Source organism: Thiorhodospira sibirica ATCC 700588, assembly GCF_000227725.2.
Lineage (GTDB): Bacteria > Pseudomonadota > Gammaproteobacteria > Ectothiorhodospirales > Ectothiorhodospiraceae > Thiorhodospira > Thiorhodospira sibirica.
Genome location: NZ_MU255056.1, coordinates 2824270 through 2839260 on the forward strand (window position 1 = coordinate 2824270; position 14991 = coordinate 2839260).

At 57.8% G+C, this 14991-nt stretch carries 12 protein-coding genes; 10 read left to right on the top strand and 2 right to left on the bottom strand.

The window, feature by feature from the left end; all coding sequences use genetic code 11:
- Positions 1 to 112: 112 nt before the first annotated feature.
- Positions 113 to 1072 carry a GGDEF domain-containing response regulator gene (locus tag THISIDRAFT_RS13060; RefSeq protein ID WP_006787476.1) on the top strand — a complete coding sequence of 320 codons (960 nt, stop codon included), beginning with the start codon at positions 113 to 115 and terminating at the stop codon, positions 1070 to 1072.
- Positions 1073 to 1117: 45 nt separating this feature from the next.
- On the opposite strand, the gene tyrS is transcribed toward THISIDRAFT_RS13060, so the two are convergent.
- A complete protein-coding gene (gene tyrS / locus THISIDRAFT_RS13065; RefSeq protein WP_006787477.1) occupies positions 1118 to 2329 on the bottom strand; it encodes a tyrosine--tRNA ligase in 1212 nt (403 codons plus the stop codon).
- 260 nt (positions 2330 to 2589) lie between these two features.
- Here tyrS and THISIDRAFT_RS13070 point away from each other — a divergent pair, with 260 nt between their 5' ends.
- The 7 genes from THISIDRAFT_RS13070 (at position 2590) to THISIDRAFT_RS13100 (ending at position 11262) form a co-directional block, all read left to right on the top strand.
- Entirely contained in the window at positions 2590 to 4047 is a 1458-nt protein-coding gene (locus THISIDRAFT_RS13070) for a M23 family metallopeptidase (RefSeq protein WP_246585403.1), read from the top strand.
- 251 nt (positions 4048 to 4298) lie between these two features.
- Entirely contained in the window at positions 4299 to 5357 is a 1059-nt protein-coding gene (gene hrcA, locus THISIDRAFT_RS13075; protein WP_006787479.1) for a heat-inducible transcriptional repressor HrcA, read from the top strand.
- Positions 5358 to 5590: 233 nt separating this feature from the next.
- Complete coding sequence (grpE, locus tag THISIDRAFT_RS13080) at positions 5591 to 6208, top strand: nucleotide exchange factor GrpE (protein WP_006787480.1); 618 nt, start codon at positions 5591 to 5593, stop codon at positions 6206 to 6208.
- A 246-nt stretch (positions 6209 to 6454) separates the two neighbouring features.
- Positions 6455 to 8389: a molecular chaperone DnaK gene (dnaK, locus tag THISIDRAFT_RS13085; RefSeq protein ID WP_006787481.1), complete on the top strand. Its 1935-nt coding sequence runs from the start codon at positions 6455 to 6457 to the stop codon at positions 8387 to 8389.
- Between the two features lie 201 nt (positions 8390 to 8590).
- A complete protein-coding gene (gene dnaJ, locus THISIDRAFT_RS13090; protein ID WP_006787482.1) occupies positions 8591 to 9727 on the top strand; it encodes a molecular chaperone DnaJ in 1137 nt (378 codons plus the stop codon).
- Positions 9727 to 10536, top strand: coding sequence for a 4-hydroxy-tetrahydrodipicolinate reductase (gene dapB / locus THISIDRAFT_RS13095; RefSeq protein WP_006787483.1), 810 nt, complete (start codon positions 9727 to 9729; stop codon positions 10534 to 10536). The genes dnaJ and dapB overlap by 1 nt, the downstream gene beginning before the upstream one ends.
- A gap of 12 nt (positions 10537 to 10548) precedes the next feature.
- Complete coding sequence (locus THISIDRAFT_RS13100; RefSeq protein WP_139064020.1) at positions 10549 to 11262, top strand: hypothetical protein; 714 nt, start codon at positions 10549 to 10551, stop codon at positions 11260 to 11262.
- Positions 11263 to 11388: 126 nt separating this feature from the next.
- Here the strand turns inward: THISIDRAFT_RS13100 and THISIDRAFT_RS13105 are convergent, their stop codons facing one another.
- Positions 11389 to 12690: an ISNCY family transposase gene (locus THISIDRAFT_RS13105; protein WP_006786022.1), complete on the bottom strand. Its 1302-nt coding sequence runs from the start codon at positions 12688 to 12690 to the stop codon at positions 11389 to 11391.
- Between the two features lie 291 nt (positions 12691 to 12981).
- On the opposite strand from THISIDRAFT_RS13105, the gene rimP reads away from it, so the two are divergent.
- Together rimP and nusA are read left to right on the top strand one after the other, a co-directional pair.
- Complete coding sequence (rimP, locus tag THISIDRAFT_RS13110; RefSeq protein WP_050984887.1) at positions 12982 to 13479, top strand: ribosome maturation factor RimP; 498 nt, start codon at positions 12982 to 12984, stop codon at positions 13477 to 13479.
- Positions 13479 to 14981, top strand: a complete 1503-nt coding sequence (gene nusA / locus THISIDRAFT_RS13115) for a transcription termination factor NusA (RefSeq protein ID WP_006787486.1) — start codon at positions 13479 to 13481, stop codon at positions 14979 to 14981. Before rimP ends, nusA begins: the two co-directional genes overlap by 1 nt.
- Positions 14982 to 14991: the final 10 nt, after the last annotated feature.

A 14991-nucleotide genomic window follows, 5' to 3' on the forward strand; every position in this document is an offset into this window, starting at 1 on the left:
ACGTCACGTTGCCGTAGCGGTTGCGTTAGCGGCGCAAAAACGGCTAGATTAAGCCACCTATCAAAACAGCCGCCCAGCCGCTGTGTATCCCTCAACCACGTTGAAACGTAATATGACACAGGTTCTTGAGCTTTCCATCATCGTTGTCGATGACACGCGCTACAGCCGCACGGTACTGCAAAACACCCTGCAACGCATTGGCTATACCGACATTCGCCCCGCTGCCTCCGCCAAAGAGGCCCTGGCCATGATGGAAGAACGTCTGGCGGATGTGGTCTTGGCGGATTGGTTCATGCCGGAAATGGATGGCCTGGAACTGACACAGGTGATTCGCCAGCGCGACGAAGAGCGCCACCACTACACCTCGATTTTGCTGTTTACTGCCGAGGAGGGTGATGCCCAAATGCTCAAAGCCTTCGTACACGGCGTAGATGATTACCTCACCAAGCCGATCAGCGATTTACAGCTCACCGCCCGCCTGCATGCCGCCGGACGCATCGCCGCCTTGCAAAACACCCTCCTGGAAACAACCTCTGCCCTGACCTCAGCCAACCGCCTGCTGGAGCATTTCTCCACCCAAGACCCCTTAACCGGGCTAGCCAACCGCCGGGCGGTCAACAAACGCCTGGAAGCCCTGCTGCTGGAATCCCAGGCCCGCGAAGGCGGACTGTGCATTGCCCTGGTCGATATCGACCATTTCACGGATGTCAACCGCGAACACGGCCACAGCATCGGTGACGAAGTGCTCAGCGGCCTGGGCAAACGCCTGCGCCTGGTCGTCCGTCCCACCGACCTGGTTGCCCGACTCAATGGCGGTCAGTTTGCCGTCGTCATGCAAATCCGCGACCCTGAGCAATTCAACCACGCCGTCTTTGAACGCATCCTCACCTCCATCAGCCGCGAACCCATCCGCACCTCCGAGGCCGACATCCGCATCACCGTCTCCATTGGCGTGCATGACTACTACCACGGCCAACCCATGCAAACCATCCACGTCCTGATGAACCACGCCGAGGAAAACCTCAAACGCGCCAAAACCGAAGGCCGCAACCGCATCATCGGCCCGGAATAAACCCGATGACCTGATGGGTTACAGGCGTATGAGTGGATTTCCGGCTTATTGTGATTTGATCAGGGTTACGCGGGCAAAGCGGCGCTTGCCTACTTGACAGATCAGGGGGTTGCCGGGGCTGAATGACTGCTGTGGGTCTTCGGCGCGCTCGTTGTCGATGCGCACAGCACCTTGACGGATCATGCGCAGCGCCTCGGAGGTGCTGGGAACCAGTCCGGCATCACGCAACAGCGCGGGCAATGACAGATGCCCCGTTTCTCCCACCGCCAGGGTCATCTCAGGCATATTGTCTGGCAAGGCGCCTTTCTGGAAGCGGTCGATAAAGGCCTGTTTGGCGGCTTGGGCCTTGTGGCTATCGTGAAAGCGTGTGACCAGTTCTTCACCGAGCAAAAATTTCACATCACGCGGGTTTTGTCCCTCCTGCACGGACTGCTGCAAGTTTTCAATCTCGTGCATCTCGCGGGCTGACAGTAGCTCAAAATAACGCCACATCAAGGTGTCTGAAATCGACATCAGCTTGCCAAACATCTCCTCGGGCGCCTCGGTGATGCCGATGTAATTGCCCAGGGATTTGGACATTTTCTGCACCCCGTCCAGACCTTCCAGAATCGGCATGGTCAGCACCACCTGCGGGCTTTGGCCGTATTGCTTTTGCAGCTCACGCCCCATCAGCAGATTAAATTTCTGGTCAGTACCGCCCAGCTCGACATCGGCCTGCAGTGCTACCGAGTCATAGCCCTGAATCAGGGGATACAAAAACTCATGAATGGCAATCGGCTGGCCGTTGGTGTAGCGCTTGTGAAAATCATCGCGCTCCAGCATCCGGGCGACGGTGTGGCGGGAAGCCAGGCCAATCATGTCCGCCGCGTCCATCTTCCCCATCCAGTGAGAATTGAAGACCACCTTGGTGCGCTCCGGGTCAAGCACTTTATAGATTTGCGTCTCGTAGGTGCGTGCATTGGCCAGTACCGCCTCACGATCCAGTGGCGGGCGGGTGGCATTCTTGCCCGAGGGATCACCGATCATCGCGGTAAAATCACCGATCAAGAACAGCACCTGATGCCCCAGGCTTTGAAACTGGCGTAATTTATTGAGCAGCACCGTGTGCCCCAAATGCAAATCCGGGGCGGTGGGATCAAAGCCGGCTTTCACCCGCAAGGGTTTGCCCAGCTTGAGTTTTTCCTGTAATTCCTCGCGTAATAACAGCTCATGCATCCCCCGTTCAATCAGGGCAAGCTGTTTCATAACATCCGTCATTCATGTAACCTTTCGCGCTTTTGCTACCTCACCCCTGCACATTCAACATCTTGCACTTGGCGGTGATGACAGCGATGATGAGAGAGACTTTATTATGTGATGAATTTCACAAAAAAAAGGTTGACCTTAGTATTTATACGGGCTATTGTTTAGAAAAAATCGGAATCCAATCCATGCATTATCGCAACTTTCGAACACTTGACTATAAGTATGGGATAGGCAGCAACCGCCCCCCGCGCCGTCATTGGCGTCTGCGACTGGTGCTACTTATTTCAAGCCTTATCATTCTCAGCGTCGTGCTGGCGAAAACGCAAGAAATGCAGGTGGATCTGCGCAGTCCAGACGCTCCCGATCTTGCTGTGAAACGCCAGCATGATACCCAAAATCTCTCCCCTCATGTACCCCCAGAAGCTGACTCCCTACCGCCTGATAATCCGGCGTCAAACCTTACAGCATCCGCATTAGCGCTTGAGCAGGCATCCACTGATCAGCCAGTGGCCGAGCGTGTTGAGCCGGCATCAGCACCGCCCGCTGTGGCGCAAGCAAAGGCCAGCAATCCACCGGCGCCGCCGCAAAGCCGGGTGGTCTTGCGTGATGATGGCTGGCACGAATTAACGATTCAGCCTGGTGACAGCTTGTCCTTGGTGTTCAGTGAATTATATATCCACAGTCAATTAAAACCGATTCTGGCCCTGGGCCGGGAAACCCGGGTACTGAATGCGATTCATCCGGGCGAAAAAATCCGCGTCCTGAAAAACGAGGCTGGAGCCTTGCAGGCCCTGGTGTATGAAGGTCAGGGAACGCGCACTCTGAAGGTTCGGCGCACCGCGCATGGTTATCAAGCGCAAAGCCAGGAGCGTCAATTTGAAACCCGCATTGCGCAAGGCAGCGGGGTCATCACTCACTCGCTGTTTATGGCCGGGATTGAGGCGGGGCTATCGGATACCCTGATCATGAACATGGCCAAGATTCTGGCCTGGGATATCGACTTTGCCCTGGATATCCGCGAAGGGGATCATTTCACCGTGATCTATGAGCGTCAGTATCTTGATAACCAGTATGTGCGTGATGGTAATATCCTCGCCGTGGCCTTTGTCAATCGTGGCCGCGAGGTGCGCGCTTTGCGCTATGTCAATCCCGATGGGGATGCGGATTATTACGATCCCAAAGGCCATTTGATGCGCAAAACCTTCTTGCGCACACCGGTGGAGTTTGCCCGCGTCAGCTCGCATTTCGGCATGCGGCGTCACCCGATTCTGCACACCATGCGTGAACACCGTGGCGTCGATTATGCCGCGCCGACCGGCACCCCGATTCGCGCCGCTGGCGATGGGCGCGTAGCCTTTATGGGGGATCGCGGCGGCTATGGCAAAACCGTGATTTTGCAGCACAGCCCGCGTCATCGCACCTTATATGCCCACATGAACAATTTTGCGCGCGGTCTGCAGGAAGGCGACCGGGTGCGTCAGGGGGATCTGATTGGCTATGTCGGCATGACCGGCCTGGCCACCGGCCCGCACCTGCATTATGAATTCCACGAAGACGGACGGCACATCGACCCGCTGACCGTGACCTCCCTACCCGATGCAGACCGTCTGCCCAGTCGCCAGCTTGCCGAGTTTCAGCGCAACGCCACCCCGCTGTTAGCACAGCTGGATACGCTCTCGCCAACCCGCATGGCTCAGCAGCGCGGCCAGGAAAGCACGGCGCTCGACTGATCCCCTTCTGCAGCATAAGCCCACGTCACTCCGCCTGGGCGCGACACCTGCACGGTGTCATCGTCTGGGCGGCGGTGTGCACCAAAACATGAGGTCTGACCCTCGCCACCGCGTTGCTTGGCTTGGACCAATCCGCCCAAAAAAAGTGACACGTTGAAGGGCATCGGTATATCATCCCCATTTCTAGCACTCCTAATGCTAGAGTGCCAGGCATAGGGTTTGCCCGACAGCGAGAATCAGCGAGACATCTTATGGGTAACAGCGAGCAGCATATCAGTGATCTCAGCGAACGCGCCAAGTGCTTATTGCGCGCCTTGGTGGAAAGCTATATCCGCGATGGCCAGCCGGTGGGCTCGCGGACCCTGGCGCGCACGGCGGGACTGGATTTAAGCCCTGCCTCGATTCGCAATGTTATGGCTGATCTGGAAGATATGGGGCTGGTGACCTCGCCGCACACCTCCGCCGGGCGGATTCCGACCCCGCTGGGCTATCGCCTGTTTGTCGATGCCTTGCTGGAGGTCAAGCCATTGGAAAGCCTGGAAGTGCGCCGCCTCAAGGAGCAATTGAATCCCGATCTGGACACCAAGCATCTGGTCGAATCGGCCTCGGGCATTTTATCGGCGATTACCCAGCTTGCCGGGATGGTACGGGTGCCGCGTCAGGAACATGCGGCCTTGCGTCAGATCGAGTTTTTGCGCCTCTCACAGGGTCATGTGCTGGTGATTTTGGTGATGAACAAAAACGAGGTGCATAACCGCATCCTGCAACTGGAGCGCGATTATACCCAGGCGGAATTGCAACAGATGGCCGCCTATCTCAATGAGCATCTGGTCGGGCGGGATCTGCAGGATGTGCGCTCACAAATCCTCAAGGAGATGCGCACCGTGCGCGAACACCTCAACAGCCTGATGCTGGCCGCCATTGATCTGGGCGAGCGGGCGCTCAGCCCGGATGCAGAAAGCGAGGCGGATGTGGTGTTTGCCGGGCAGGTGCATCTGATGGATTACGCCGAACTGTGCAGCGTGGATAAATTACGCCAATTGTTTGAGGTGTTCAATGAAAAGCGCGAGCTATTGTCTTTGCTGGATAAGTGCATTGATGCCGAAGGCGTGAAGATTTTTATCGGTCAGGAATCCGGACAGCGTTTGCTGGATGATTGCAGCATCGTCACTGCACCCTATAGCGTTGCCGGGCGCATCGTCGGCTTTCTGGGCGTGATTGGCCCCACCCGTATGCCGTATGACCGGGTGATTCCGGTGGTGGACATCACCGCAAAATTATTAGGTGCTGCCTTGAACTCTCGCAATTGATACCCAACATGGGTTAACTGAGCGTTTTTTTGCGTGGTGTTTTGACCGCGCTCGCCTGCATCCCAAACTATCAGGCCTCGCCCACCCGGACGGGGCCTGTTTGTTACAGGGGGTGCACATGGCGACACCTTCGCGGTGTCGCTGCCAAAAAAATCGACTGCTAAACGCCGCCGCTGTGTTTACAAAGCGCGACGGCGAGAAGCCACCGCTACATTCTAAGACGGAGCCATAGTATGACTCATCACGAAGCGCCATTCTCTCAGGTCCCTCCCATAGCGCCTAAAAGCCCTGATATCCCGGAACCAACGAGCGCGCCCGCCCCCGAGACAGACGCCGAGACGGCCACCCCGCAAGACCTCACCGCCAGCCTGCTCAAACAGCTGGAAGAGGCTCAGGCCCAGGCCCAGGAGCATTGGGATATGCTGCTGCGCACCAAGGCCGAGATGGACAATCTGCGCAAGCGCTCGGCGCGTGATCTGGAAAACGCGCATAAATATGCACTGGAGCAGTTCGTGCAGGAATTGTTGCCGGTCAAAGACAGCCTGGAAATGGGAATTGATGCCGCGCAAGGCGAGGTCAGCGTGGAGAAACTGCGCGAAGGCAGTGAGATGATTCTGCGCATCTTTAGCCAAGCGATGCATAAATACGGGGTGAGCGAGATCGACCCGCTGGGGGAACGCTTCAATCCGGAATACCATCAAGCAGTGTCAGTGCAGCCCAAAGCGGATGTAGAACCCAATACCGTCACCGCCGTTATGCAAAAGGGCTATCGGCTCAATGACCGCCTGCTGCGCCCGGCGATGGTGATGGTCAGCAAGGCCCCGGATGCCAGCATCAACGAAACCGCTTAGGGACTGCTGGGTTTACACACCAGACAGCCCACGTGAAGACGCCAGGCCGCGAAGCGCTATGCTTTTATTGTCGCGGATAGTGCATGACTGTTGCACAACCACTTCGCGCCTTCGTGCTTTTGCGTGCATCACACCGACCGCTTAAGGATTGCGGGATTCATACACTTGAAAAATTCCGCTCGACCCCCATGATGGCGGGTAAGCAAAAAAACTTCAGTATCACTTAACATTTAGGAGTACTTGTACATGGGTAAAATCATTGGTATTGACCTTGGCACCACCAACTCGTGTGTAGCGGTCATTGAAGGCGACGGCGCCAAGGTCATTGAAAATGCAGAAGGGACACGCACCACGCCCTCCATTGTGGCCTTTGCCGATGATGGCGAAATCCTGGTTGGTCAGTCGGCCAAGCGTCAGGCGGTCACCAACCCCAAAAACACCCTGTTTGCGGTCAAGCGGCTGATCGGTCGGCGCTTTACTGAAAAGGAAGTGCAAAAAGACATCAAGCTGGTGCCCTACCAGATCATCAAGGCCGACAACGGCGATGCCTGGGTCGAGGTGCAGGGCAAGAAAATGGCCCCGCCGGAGGTTTCGGCACGGGTGCTGATGAAGATGAAAAAAACCGCCGAGGACTATCTGGGCGAGCCGGTGACCGAGGCGGTGATCACCGTCCCGGCCTATTTCAACGACTCGCAGCGCCAGGCCACCAAAGACGCCGGGAAAATCGCCGGGCTGGAGGTCAAGCGCATCATCAACGAGCCCACCGCAGCAGCCCTGGCCTATGGCATGGACAAAAAGCGCGGAGATCGCAAGGTGGCGGTGTATGACCTGGGCGGCGGCACCTTTGACATCTCGATTATTGAGATTGCCGAGGTCGATGGCGAGCATCAGTTTGAAGTGCTGGCCACCAACGGGGATACCTTCCTCGGCGGTGAAGACTTCGATATGCGCGTGATCGATTACCTGGCCGACGAATTTAAAAAAGAGCAAGGCATTGATCTGCGCGGTGATCCGCTGGCGATGCAGCGCCTGAAGGAAACCGCCGAAAAAGCCAAGATTGAGCTGTCGTCCAGTCAGCAGACCGAGATCAATCTGCCCTATATCACCGCCGACAGCACCGGGCCCAAGCATCTCAATATCAAGGTCACCCGCGCCAAACTGGAATCGCTGGTGGATGATCTGGTCAGCCGCACCATCGAGCCGTGCCGCATTGCGCTTAAAGATGCCGGGTTGTCGGCCTCGCAGATCGACGATGTGATCCTGGTCGGTGGCCAGACGCGGATGCCCAAGGTGCAAGAAGCGGTGAAGAACTTCTTTGGTCAGGAGCCGCGCAAGGACGTGAATCCTGATGAAGCCGTGGCCGTCGGTGCGGCGATTCAGGGCGGGGTCTTGGGCGGTCAGGTGAAAGACGTGTTGCTGCTGGATGTCACGCCGTTATCGCTGGGGATTGAGACCCTGGGCGGGGTGATGACCAAGCTGATCGAGAAAAACACCACCATCCCGACCAAGGCCAATCAGGTGTTTTCCACGGCGGACGATCATCAGACCGCCGTCACCGTGCATGTCCTGCAGGGCGAGCGCGAGGTGGCCAGCGCCAACAAATCGCTGGGGCGCTTTGATCTGACCGATATTCCGACCGCACCGCGTGGCGTGCCGCAGATTGAAGTCACCTTTGACATCGACGCCAACGGCATTTTGCATGTCTCGGCCAAAGACAAGGCCACGGGCAAGCAGCAGTCCATTGTGATCAAGGCATCTTCGGGACTCAATGAAGACGAAATTCAGCGCATGGTCAAGGATGCCGAGCAACATGCCGAAGAAGACCGCAAATTTCAGGCGCTGGTGGGCGCCCGTAATCAGGCGGATAACACCATTCACGGTGTGGAAAAAACCCTGAAAGATGCGGCCGAGCAACTCGACAGCGCGGAAAAATCAGGCATTGAGGCGGCCATCAGCAGTCTGCGTGAGGCCATGAAGGGCGATGACAAAGATGACATCGAACAAAAAACCCAGCAGCTGACAGAGCTGGCCGGCAAACTGGCAGAACGTATGTACAGCCAGGGGGCCGCCCCCGGTGGTGCCGAAACTGCGCAAGACGGCCCAAGCCAAGGCACACAGGAAAAAAGCACCGCCGATAATGTGGTCGATGCAGAATTCCAGGAAGTCAAAGACAAAAAATAGTCGCAGCCATGGGCGGCATTCTCGTGGCGGCATCTTCCCTGCCTGCGCCGTGTGCGTCGCGGCAGGCAGGTGCCGCCGTAAACTCCACGGAGCGCCGAGTTGCACTCGGCTGATGTTTTAATCCGTGTCCCGATTGGCCAAGTGCAACTCGGCGCTCCCGTGGGGCAAGGCATTGATATCACGATTTAGATAAAGGCGGACATGGCAAAGCGCGACTATTATGAAGTGCTCGGATTGGCACGTAACGCCAGCGAAGACGAGCTAAAAAAGGCCTTTCGGCGCCTGGCGATGAAATATCACCCGGATCGCAATCCGGGCGATACGCAGGCCGAAGAGCGTTTCAAGGAAGCCAAAGAGGCCTACGAGGTCTTAGCGGATCCGCAAAAACGCGCCGCCTACAATCAGTTCGGCCATGCCGGGGTTGATTCGATGGGTGGCGCCGGGGGCGGCGGACGTGGCCCCAGCTTTAACGATATTTTCGAAGACATCTTCGGCGATATCTTTGGCGGTGGGCGCAGCGGTTCACGCGCCTATCGCGGCTCCGATCTGCAATACAACCTGGAGCTCAGCCTGGAAGAGGCGGTCTTTGGCACCGAGGTCAAGATTCGCGTACCGCGTCTGGACATCTGCACCGAATGCGGCGGCAGCGGGGCGGAAAAAGGCCATGCCCCAGAGACCTGCACCACCTGTCGCGGGGTGGGGCAAGTACGCATCCAGCAAGGCTTTTTCTCGGTGCAGCAGACCTGCCCGCGTTGTCGCGGCACGGGCAAAATCATCAGCAACCCCTGCCGTCATTGTCATGGCAATGGACGGGTGGAACAGCACACCACGCTGTCGGTTAATGTCCCTGCCGGGGTAGACAGCGGCGATCGTATCCGCCTGTCCGGTGAGGGTGAGGCCGGATTGAACGGCGGCCCGCAGGGCGATTTATATGTGCAGATACAGGTCAAACCGCACAAGATCTTCTCGCGCAAGGGCAATGACCTGTTTTGCGATGTACCGATCAGCTTCACCACGGCGGCGCTGGGCAGCGAGATTGAAATCCCCACGCTCGATGGGCGCGTCTTGCTCAAGATTCCCGAAGAAACCCAGACCGGGCGGCTGTTTCGCCTGCGCGGCAAAGGCGTCAAGTCGGTTCACACCAGCGCCCAGGGTGATCTGGTCTGTCGCGTCATGGTGGAAACCCCGGTTAATCTGACCAAGCGCCAGCGCGAATTGATGCGCGAGCTTGATGACACCATGAAAGCCGGTGGCAATCGCCACAGCCCGCAAGAGGAAAGCTTTCTGGACGGGGTAAAAGGCTTTTTTGAAGACCTGAAATTTTGGGGGAAATCCTGATGCACGTTGCGATTGTCGGTGCCGGTGGGCGCATGGGGCGCACCCTGATTGAGGCCGTGGCCCAACAGCCTGATTTACGTTTGGGGGCCGCCTTTGAACACTCCCACAGCAGCCTGCTTGGCGCCGATGCCGGAGAATTGGCCGGCGTGGGGCGCAACGGCATTGCCATTGAAGCCGACCCGGCACAAGCGCTGGAACGCTTCGAGGTGCTGATTGATTTTACCCGCCCCGAGGCTAGTCTGCGCTATCTTGACATCTGCACCCAAGGCGGCAAAGGGATGGTCATCGGCACCACCGGCTTTAGCCCCGAGGAACGTGCGCAAATCCAGCAGGCCGCCCGGCAGATTCCCATCGTCATGGCCCCGAATATGAGCATCGGCGTGAATCTGTGCCTGAGTTTACTGGATCAGGCCGCCCGTATCCTCGGCGATGAGGTGGACATCGAAATCATCGAAGCCCATCACCGCCACAAGATTGATGCCCCCTCGGGCACTGCCCTGCGCATGGGCGAAGTGGTCGCCCAGGCCCTGGGACGGGATCTGCAGCAATGCGCGGTGTATGGCCGCCAGGGCAATACCGGCGAACGGGCACGCCACACCATCGGCTTTGAAACCATCCGGGCGGGCGATATCGTCGGCGAACATACGGTGATGTTTGCCGCGCTGGGCGAGCGCATCGAAATCACCCACAAGGCCACTAACCGCATGACCTTTGCCCAGGGAGCTGTGCGAGCAGCCCACTGGCTCAACGGCAAAGCCGCTGGTCTGTACGATATGCACGATGTTTTGGGCCTCAAACGCCCCGGTTAAGCACACACCTTCTTGCCCATGTTAGCCACCTTCACCCTGCCGCTGGCGCTGTTCAATTTCCTGCCGGTCATCTTTACCGCCATTGGCTTAAGCTTCATTGTGCGCTGGCTGCATCAGTGCCAGCCCACACACACGCCGCTGGCCATCTTCGCTGTGCTGCTCATCGTGGCCGGCGGTCTGGCCAAGGCCAGCTGGAAACTCATCGCCACCCTCAGCACCGAATCCATCCTGTGGCTTTCCAATGCCCTGTTTCCGCTGATCGGGCCGGGTTTTTTTCTGCTGGCGGTGCTCAGCTTTGCCTGCTGGTATCAGCAGCGCAGCGGCAAAACACTCGTTTACCCGTGGCTGTGGGCGGTGCTGGTCATTGCCGCCGTCTTTATTCTGGCGGCCGTGCGCACCTGGGGGCTTGAAATCCCACGCGGCTGGTTTATCCCCATCATGAGCCTGACCACCGTCGGCAACCTGGGCTTAAGCATCGTGCTTATCCTCATGGCCCTACGGCTGCGCGCCCGCAGTCTTGCTGCACTGTTTGCGCTCAACATCTTCATGGTGTTTGCCCTGCAGCCGCTCGCCCTGATTGAACCCAAAACCCTTATGCTGCACTGGAGCGAACAAATCCTCACCACGATGGGCACCTTATGCTTCACCGTTGCCGCCTATGGACTGAGCCGATACGCGACACGCCCCGGCGTTCTGGGCCGGAAAGAATCGCCCGCCGGGTACTAACCCCACACCCCGGAAGGATTTCAGGGCACGGCTTGGTGTTGCGGCGGTCTGGGGTAATTGCTGTCAACCCAATTCAGAAAAGTCCCCTTTTGTGCAAAGCAGAAGTGTCCCCCGTAGAATGCGTGGTTATGGTGTTTGGGCTGGTGCCGGAGTGATGTTGCCCCGACCTCTCCAAGGGTGGTCCGGCGCCGGTTTGTAGGTTGGCTTGGCGGTCTGTTTTGCCTTGGCCTGGTCGACGCTGTGGTGGACACTTTTTTCATCATCCAGCGGTGTGGGCGGTTCGCCCTCAGCCAACAGACGGTAAGGCATGATGTGCCCCTGGTGCAGGAGGGTGATGGTGCCGTCGAAGGCCTCGCAGACGGTGAGGGTGGCACCCCGCAGGCGGTAGCCCTTGCCCTGTCCCTGAAGCTGATATTCCCGGTTCTTGAACTGGAAGCAAAGGTTCTTGGAGAGCTTACGGGTATGGTGCAGGCAAAGGATGAGGGCCTGCTCCTCGGGGCTGTGCAGCACCGGTCGGTGGGCATCCTGGGGGCTTTGTGGCTCGACGGCGAAGCGGGCGTTGAAGTCGGCCATGAAGGTGGGGAGGAAGGCGTTGGCGGCGTCGATGTCCGAGATCTCACGCAGGCGCAGCTCCTTGACCAAACGGTCTTGCAGGGTCTGGTTGGCCCGCTCCACCCGCCCCTTGGCCTGAGGCGTGTTGGCATGAATGGCGGCGATGTCGAGGGTCTTGAGGGCGCGGGAAAACTGGGTCAGCTCCCCGTCGTGCTCAGGATGATTGACACGGAAGATGCTGTGTTTGTCTGAGTAGAGGGCCACCGGACGTCCGTGCTGATCCAGGTATTGCTGTAGGGTCTCCATGTAGGCCTGGGTGGTCTCGGCGGGCACGAAGCGCAGGGCCATCAGGCGCCCTGTGGCGTCGTCGATGAACACAATCAGGGTACAGCGCGGGCCGCGCACCTCAAACCAGTCATGGGGCGAGCCGTCGATTTGAATGAGCTCCCCCAGGCAGGGGCGGCGTGGACGGCGCTGATGAATGCGGGCTTGCTTGCGTTGCTTGGGCTGCCATAGCCCATCGGCCACCATCCACTGGCGCAGGGTCTCGACCGAGAGATGATGACCATGGCGCTCGGCCAGCTTTTCGCAGGCCAGGGTGGGGCCAAAGTCGGTGTAGTGCGTCTTGACCAAGGCGAGCACCTCCTGGCGTACTGTCTCGGCAATGGCGTTATTGGGACGTCGGCCACGGTGGCCACTGCGTAGCCCTGTCGCCCCATGCTCACGATAGCGGCGAACCAGGCGCTTGACCTGGCGCACGCTCAACCCCAGGCGCTGGGCCGCCTCGGCCTGCCGCAGATGCTTGTTCGCCACCGCCTGAATCATCTCTAGTCGGTCAATTTCTTTGTGACTCATCGTAATGTGCTCCTTCGTCATGCGTGCCCCTCCCGCTTAAATATAAAGGGGACATTTTAGAATTGGACGAAGGGGACATTACTGCTTTGGGCTAACAAGGTCTGGGGTAATTGCTGGACAGGTGTGGCGCTTTTTGTTAAAATTTAAAAATTAACCGTATATTTTATTTGTCTGCGATGAGTGTATGCCTCTCGTGTGGCAGGCCGTTGGAAAGATTGCTACAGGGTGGGTTTGATGGCAATACCATGTCAAATCGCAACACTCTAGTTCTCAAAACCCCCGGATAGGGGGTTTTTTGTTGCTGACGTTTACATGGGCCATTGGCCCATTTTTTTGTTTGTGGAGTCTGTTGTGCAGCGGGATCCTCTTTCTTTAGAAACGCTTTTAAGGCCGGTGGTTGAAGGGCTGGGTCTGGAACTGTGGGGGCTTGATTATCAGGCCAGCAAAGGCCACGCCCGGCTGTGTATTTATATTGATCATGCCGATGGCATTAGCATTGATCGCTGTGCGCGGGTCAGCGAGCAGGTCAGTGCGGTACTGGATGTTGAAGACCCCATCAAGCTGCCCTATACCCTTGAAGTGTCCTCGCCGGGGGTGGATCGCCCGTTATTTAATCGGGAGCAGTTGCTTCGCTACCAGGGCTGTGAGGTCAGAATCCGCATGGAGTGGCCCGTGCAGGGGCAGCGCCATTTTACCGGGACGGTGGCTGACGTGGATGCTGAGCAGGTCACAATTGCGCTGAAGCAAGAGCGCGTTGCGCTTCCACTGGACGCGATTGCCAGCGCGCGTTTGATACCCAAGAGGGCATGATGAATAAAGAAATTTTGCTGGTGGTTGATGCCGTATCCAATGAAAAGGGTGTGGCCAAGGAGATTATCTTTGAGGCCATTGAATCTGCCCTGGCCTCGGCCACGCGTAAAAAATACGAAGGCGCGATTGATGTGCGCGTGAACATCAACCGCCTGAGCGGGGATTATGAGACCTTTCGTCGTTGGTTGGTCGTCGATGATGAAGATCCGGGCTTTGAATCCAATGACCGCCAGATTTTGCTCTCCTATGCGCAGCAAAAAGCGCCCGACTGCGCGGTGGGTGATTATCTTGAGGAGCCGATGGAGTCGGTGGAGTTTGGACGCATTGCCGCGCAAACCGCCAAGCAGGTGATTGTGCAGAAAGTGCGCGAGGCGGAGCGCAACAAGGTGGTGGATGAGTACCGTTCCAAGTTGGGGCAGTTGATCATGGGAACGGTCAAAAAGTCTGAGCGCAATGGGGTGTATCTGGATTTGGGGAATAATGCCGAGGCTTTTATTCCGCGTGAGGATATGATTGCCCGTGAAACGGTGCGGCCCAATGATCGGCTGCGCGGTTATCTGCGTGAGGTGCGTACCGAGATGCGCGGCCCACAGTTGATTGTCAGTCGCACCGCGCCGGAGTTTTTGATTGAGCTGTTTAAGCTGGAAGTGCCCGAGGTTGGTCAGGGTTTGATCGAGATCATGGGCGCGGCGCGTGATCCGGGGCTGCGGGCCAAGATTGCGGTGCGCTCGCATGATCCGCGTCTGGATCCGGTCGGCGCGTGTGTGGGGATGCGCGGCTCACGGGTACAATCAGTTTCCAATGAGCTGGCTGGCGAGCGGATTGATATCATTGTGTGGGACGAACACCCGGCGCAGTTTGTGATCAATGCGATGTCACCCGCCGAGGTCTTGTCGATTGTAGTGGATGAAGATCGCCGGGCGATGGATATTGCGGTCACTGAGGAGAAGCTGTCGCAGGCCATTGGCCGGGGCGGGCAGAATGTGCGTCTGGCCTCGCAGCTCACCGCCTGGGAGCTCAATGTGATGACGCAGACGCAGGCCGAGGAGAAACATCAGGCTGAGGCGGCGGAATTGCAGCGCCTGTTTGTCGAGCATCTGGGCATCAGCGAAGAGACGGCGAGTATTCTGGTGCGCGAAGGCTTTTCCAGTATCGAGGAAGTGGCCTACGTGCCTTCCTCCGAGATTATGCAGATTGCGGAATTTGATGAGGCGATGATTGAGAATCTGCGTCATCTGGCACGCGATGCGCTGCTGACCAAGGCGATTGCCAGCGAAGAAGAGATTCTAGGCCATGAACCGGCAGAGGATTTGTTGAATATGGACGGGATGGATAAAGAACTGGCTTACCGCCTGGCGGCGGAGGGGATTCGCACCATGGAGGATTTGGCCGAGCAATCGGTGGATGATTTGATGAGCCTGGCCAGGCTTGAGGAGGCCCAGGCCGCACAGTTAATTATGACTGCGCGGGCGCCCTGGTTTAGCGAAAACAGCCAGGGCTGAGCACGTTGAG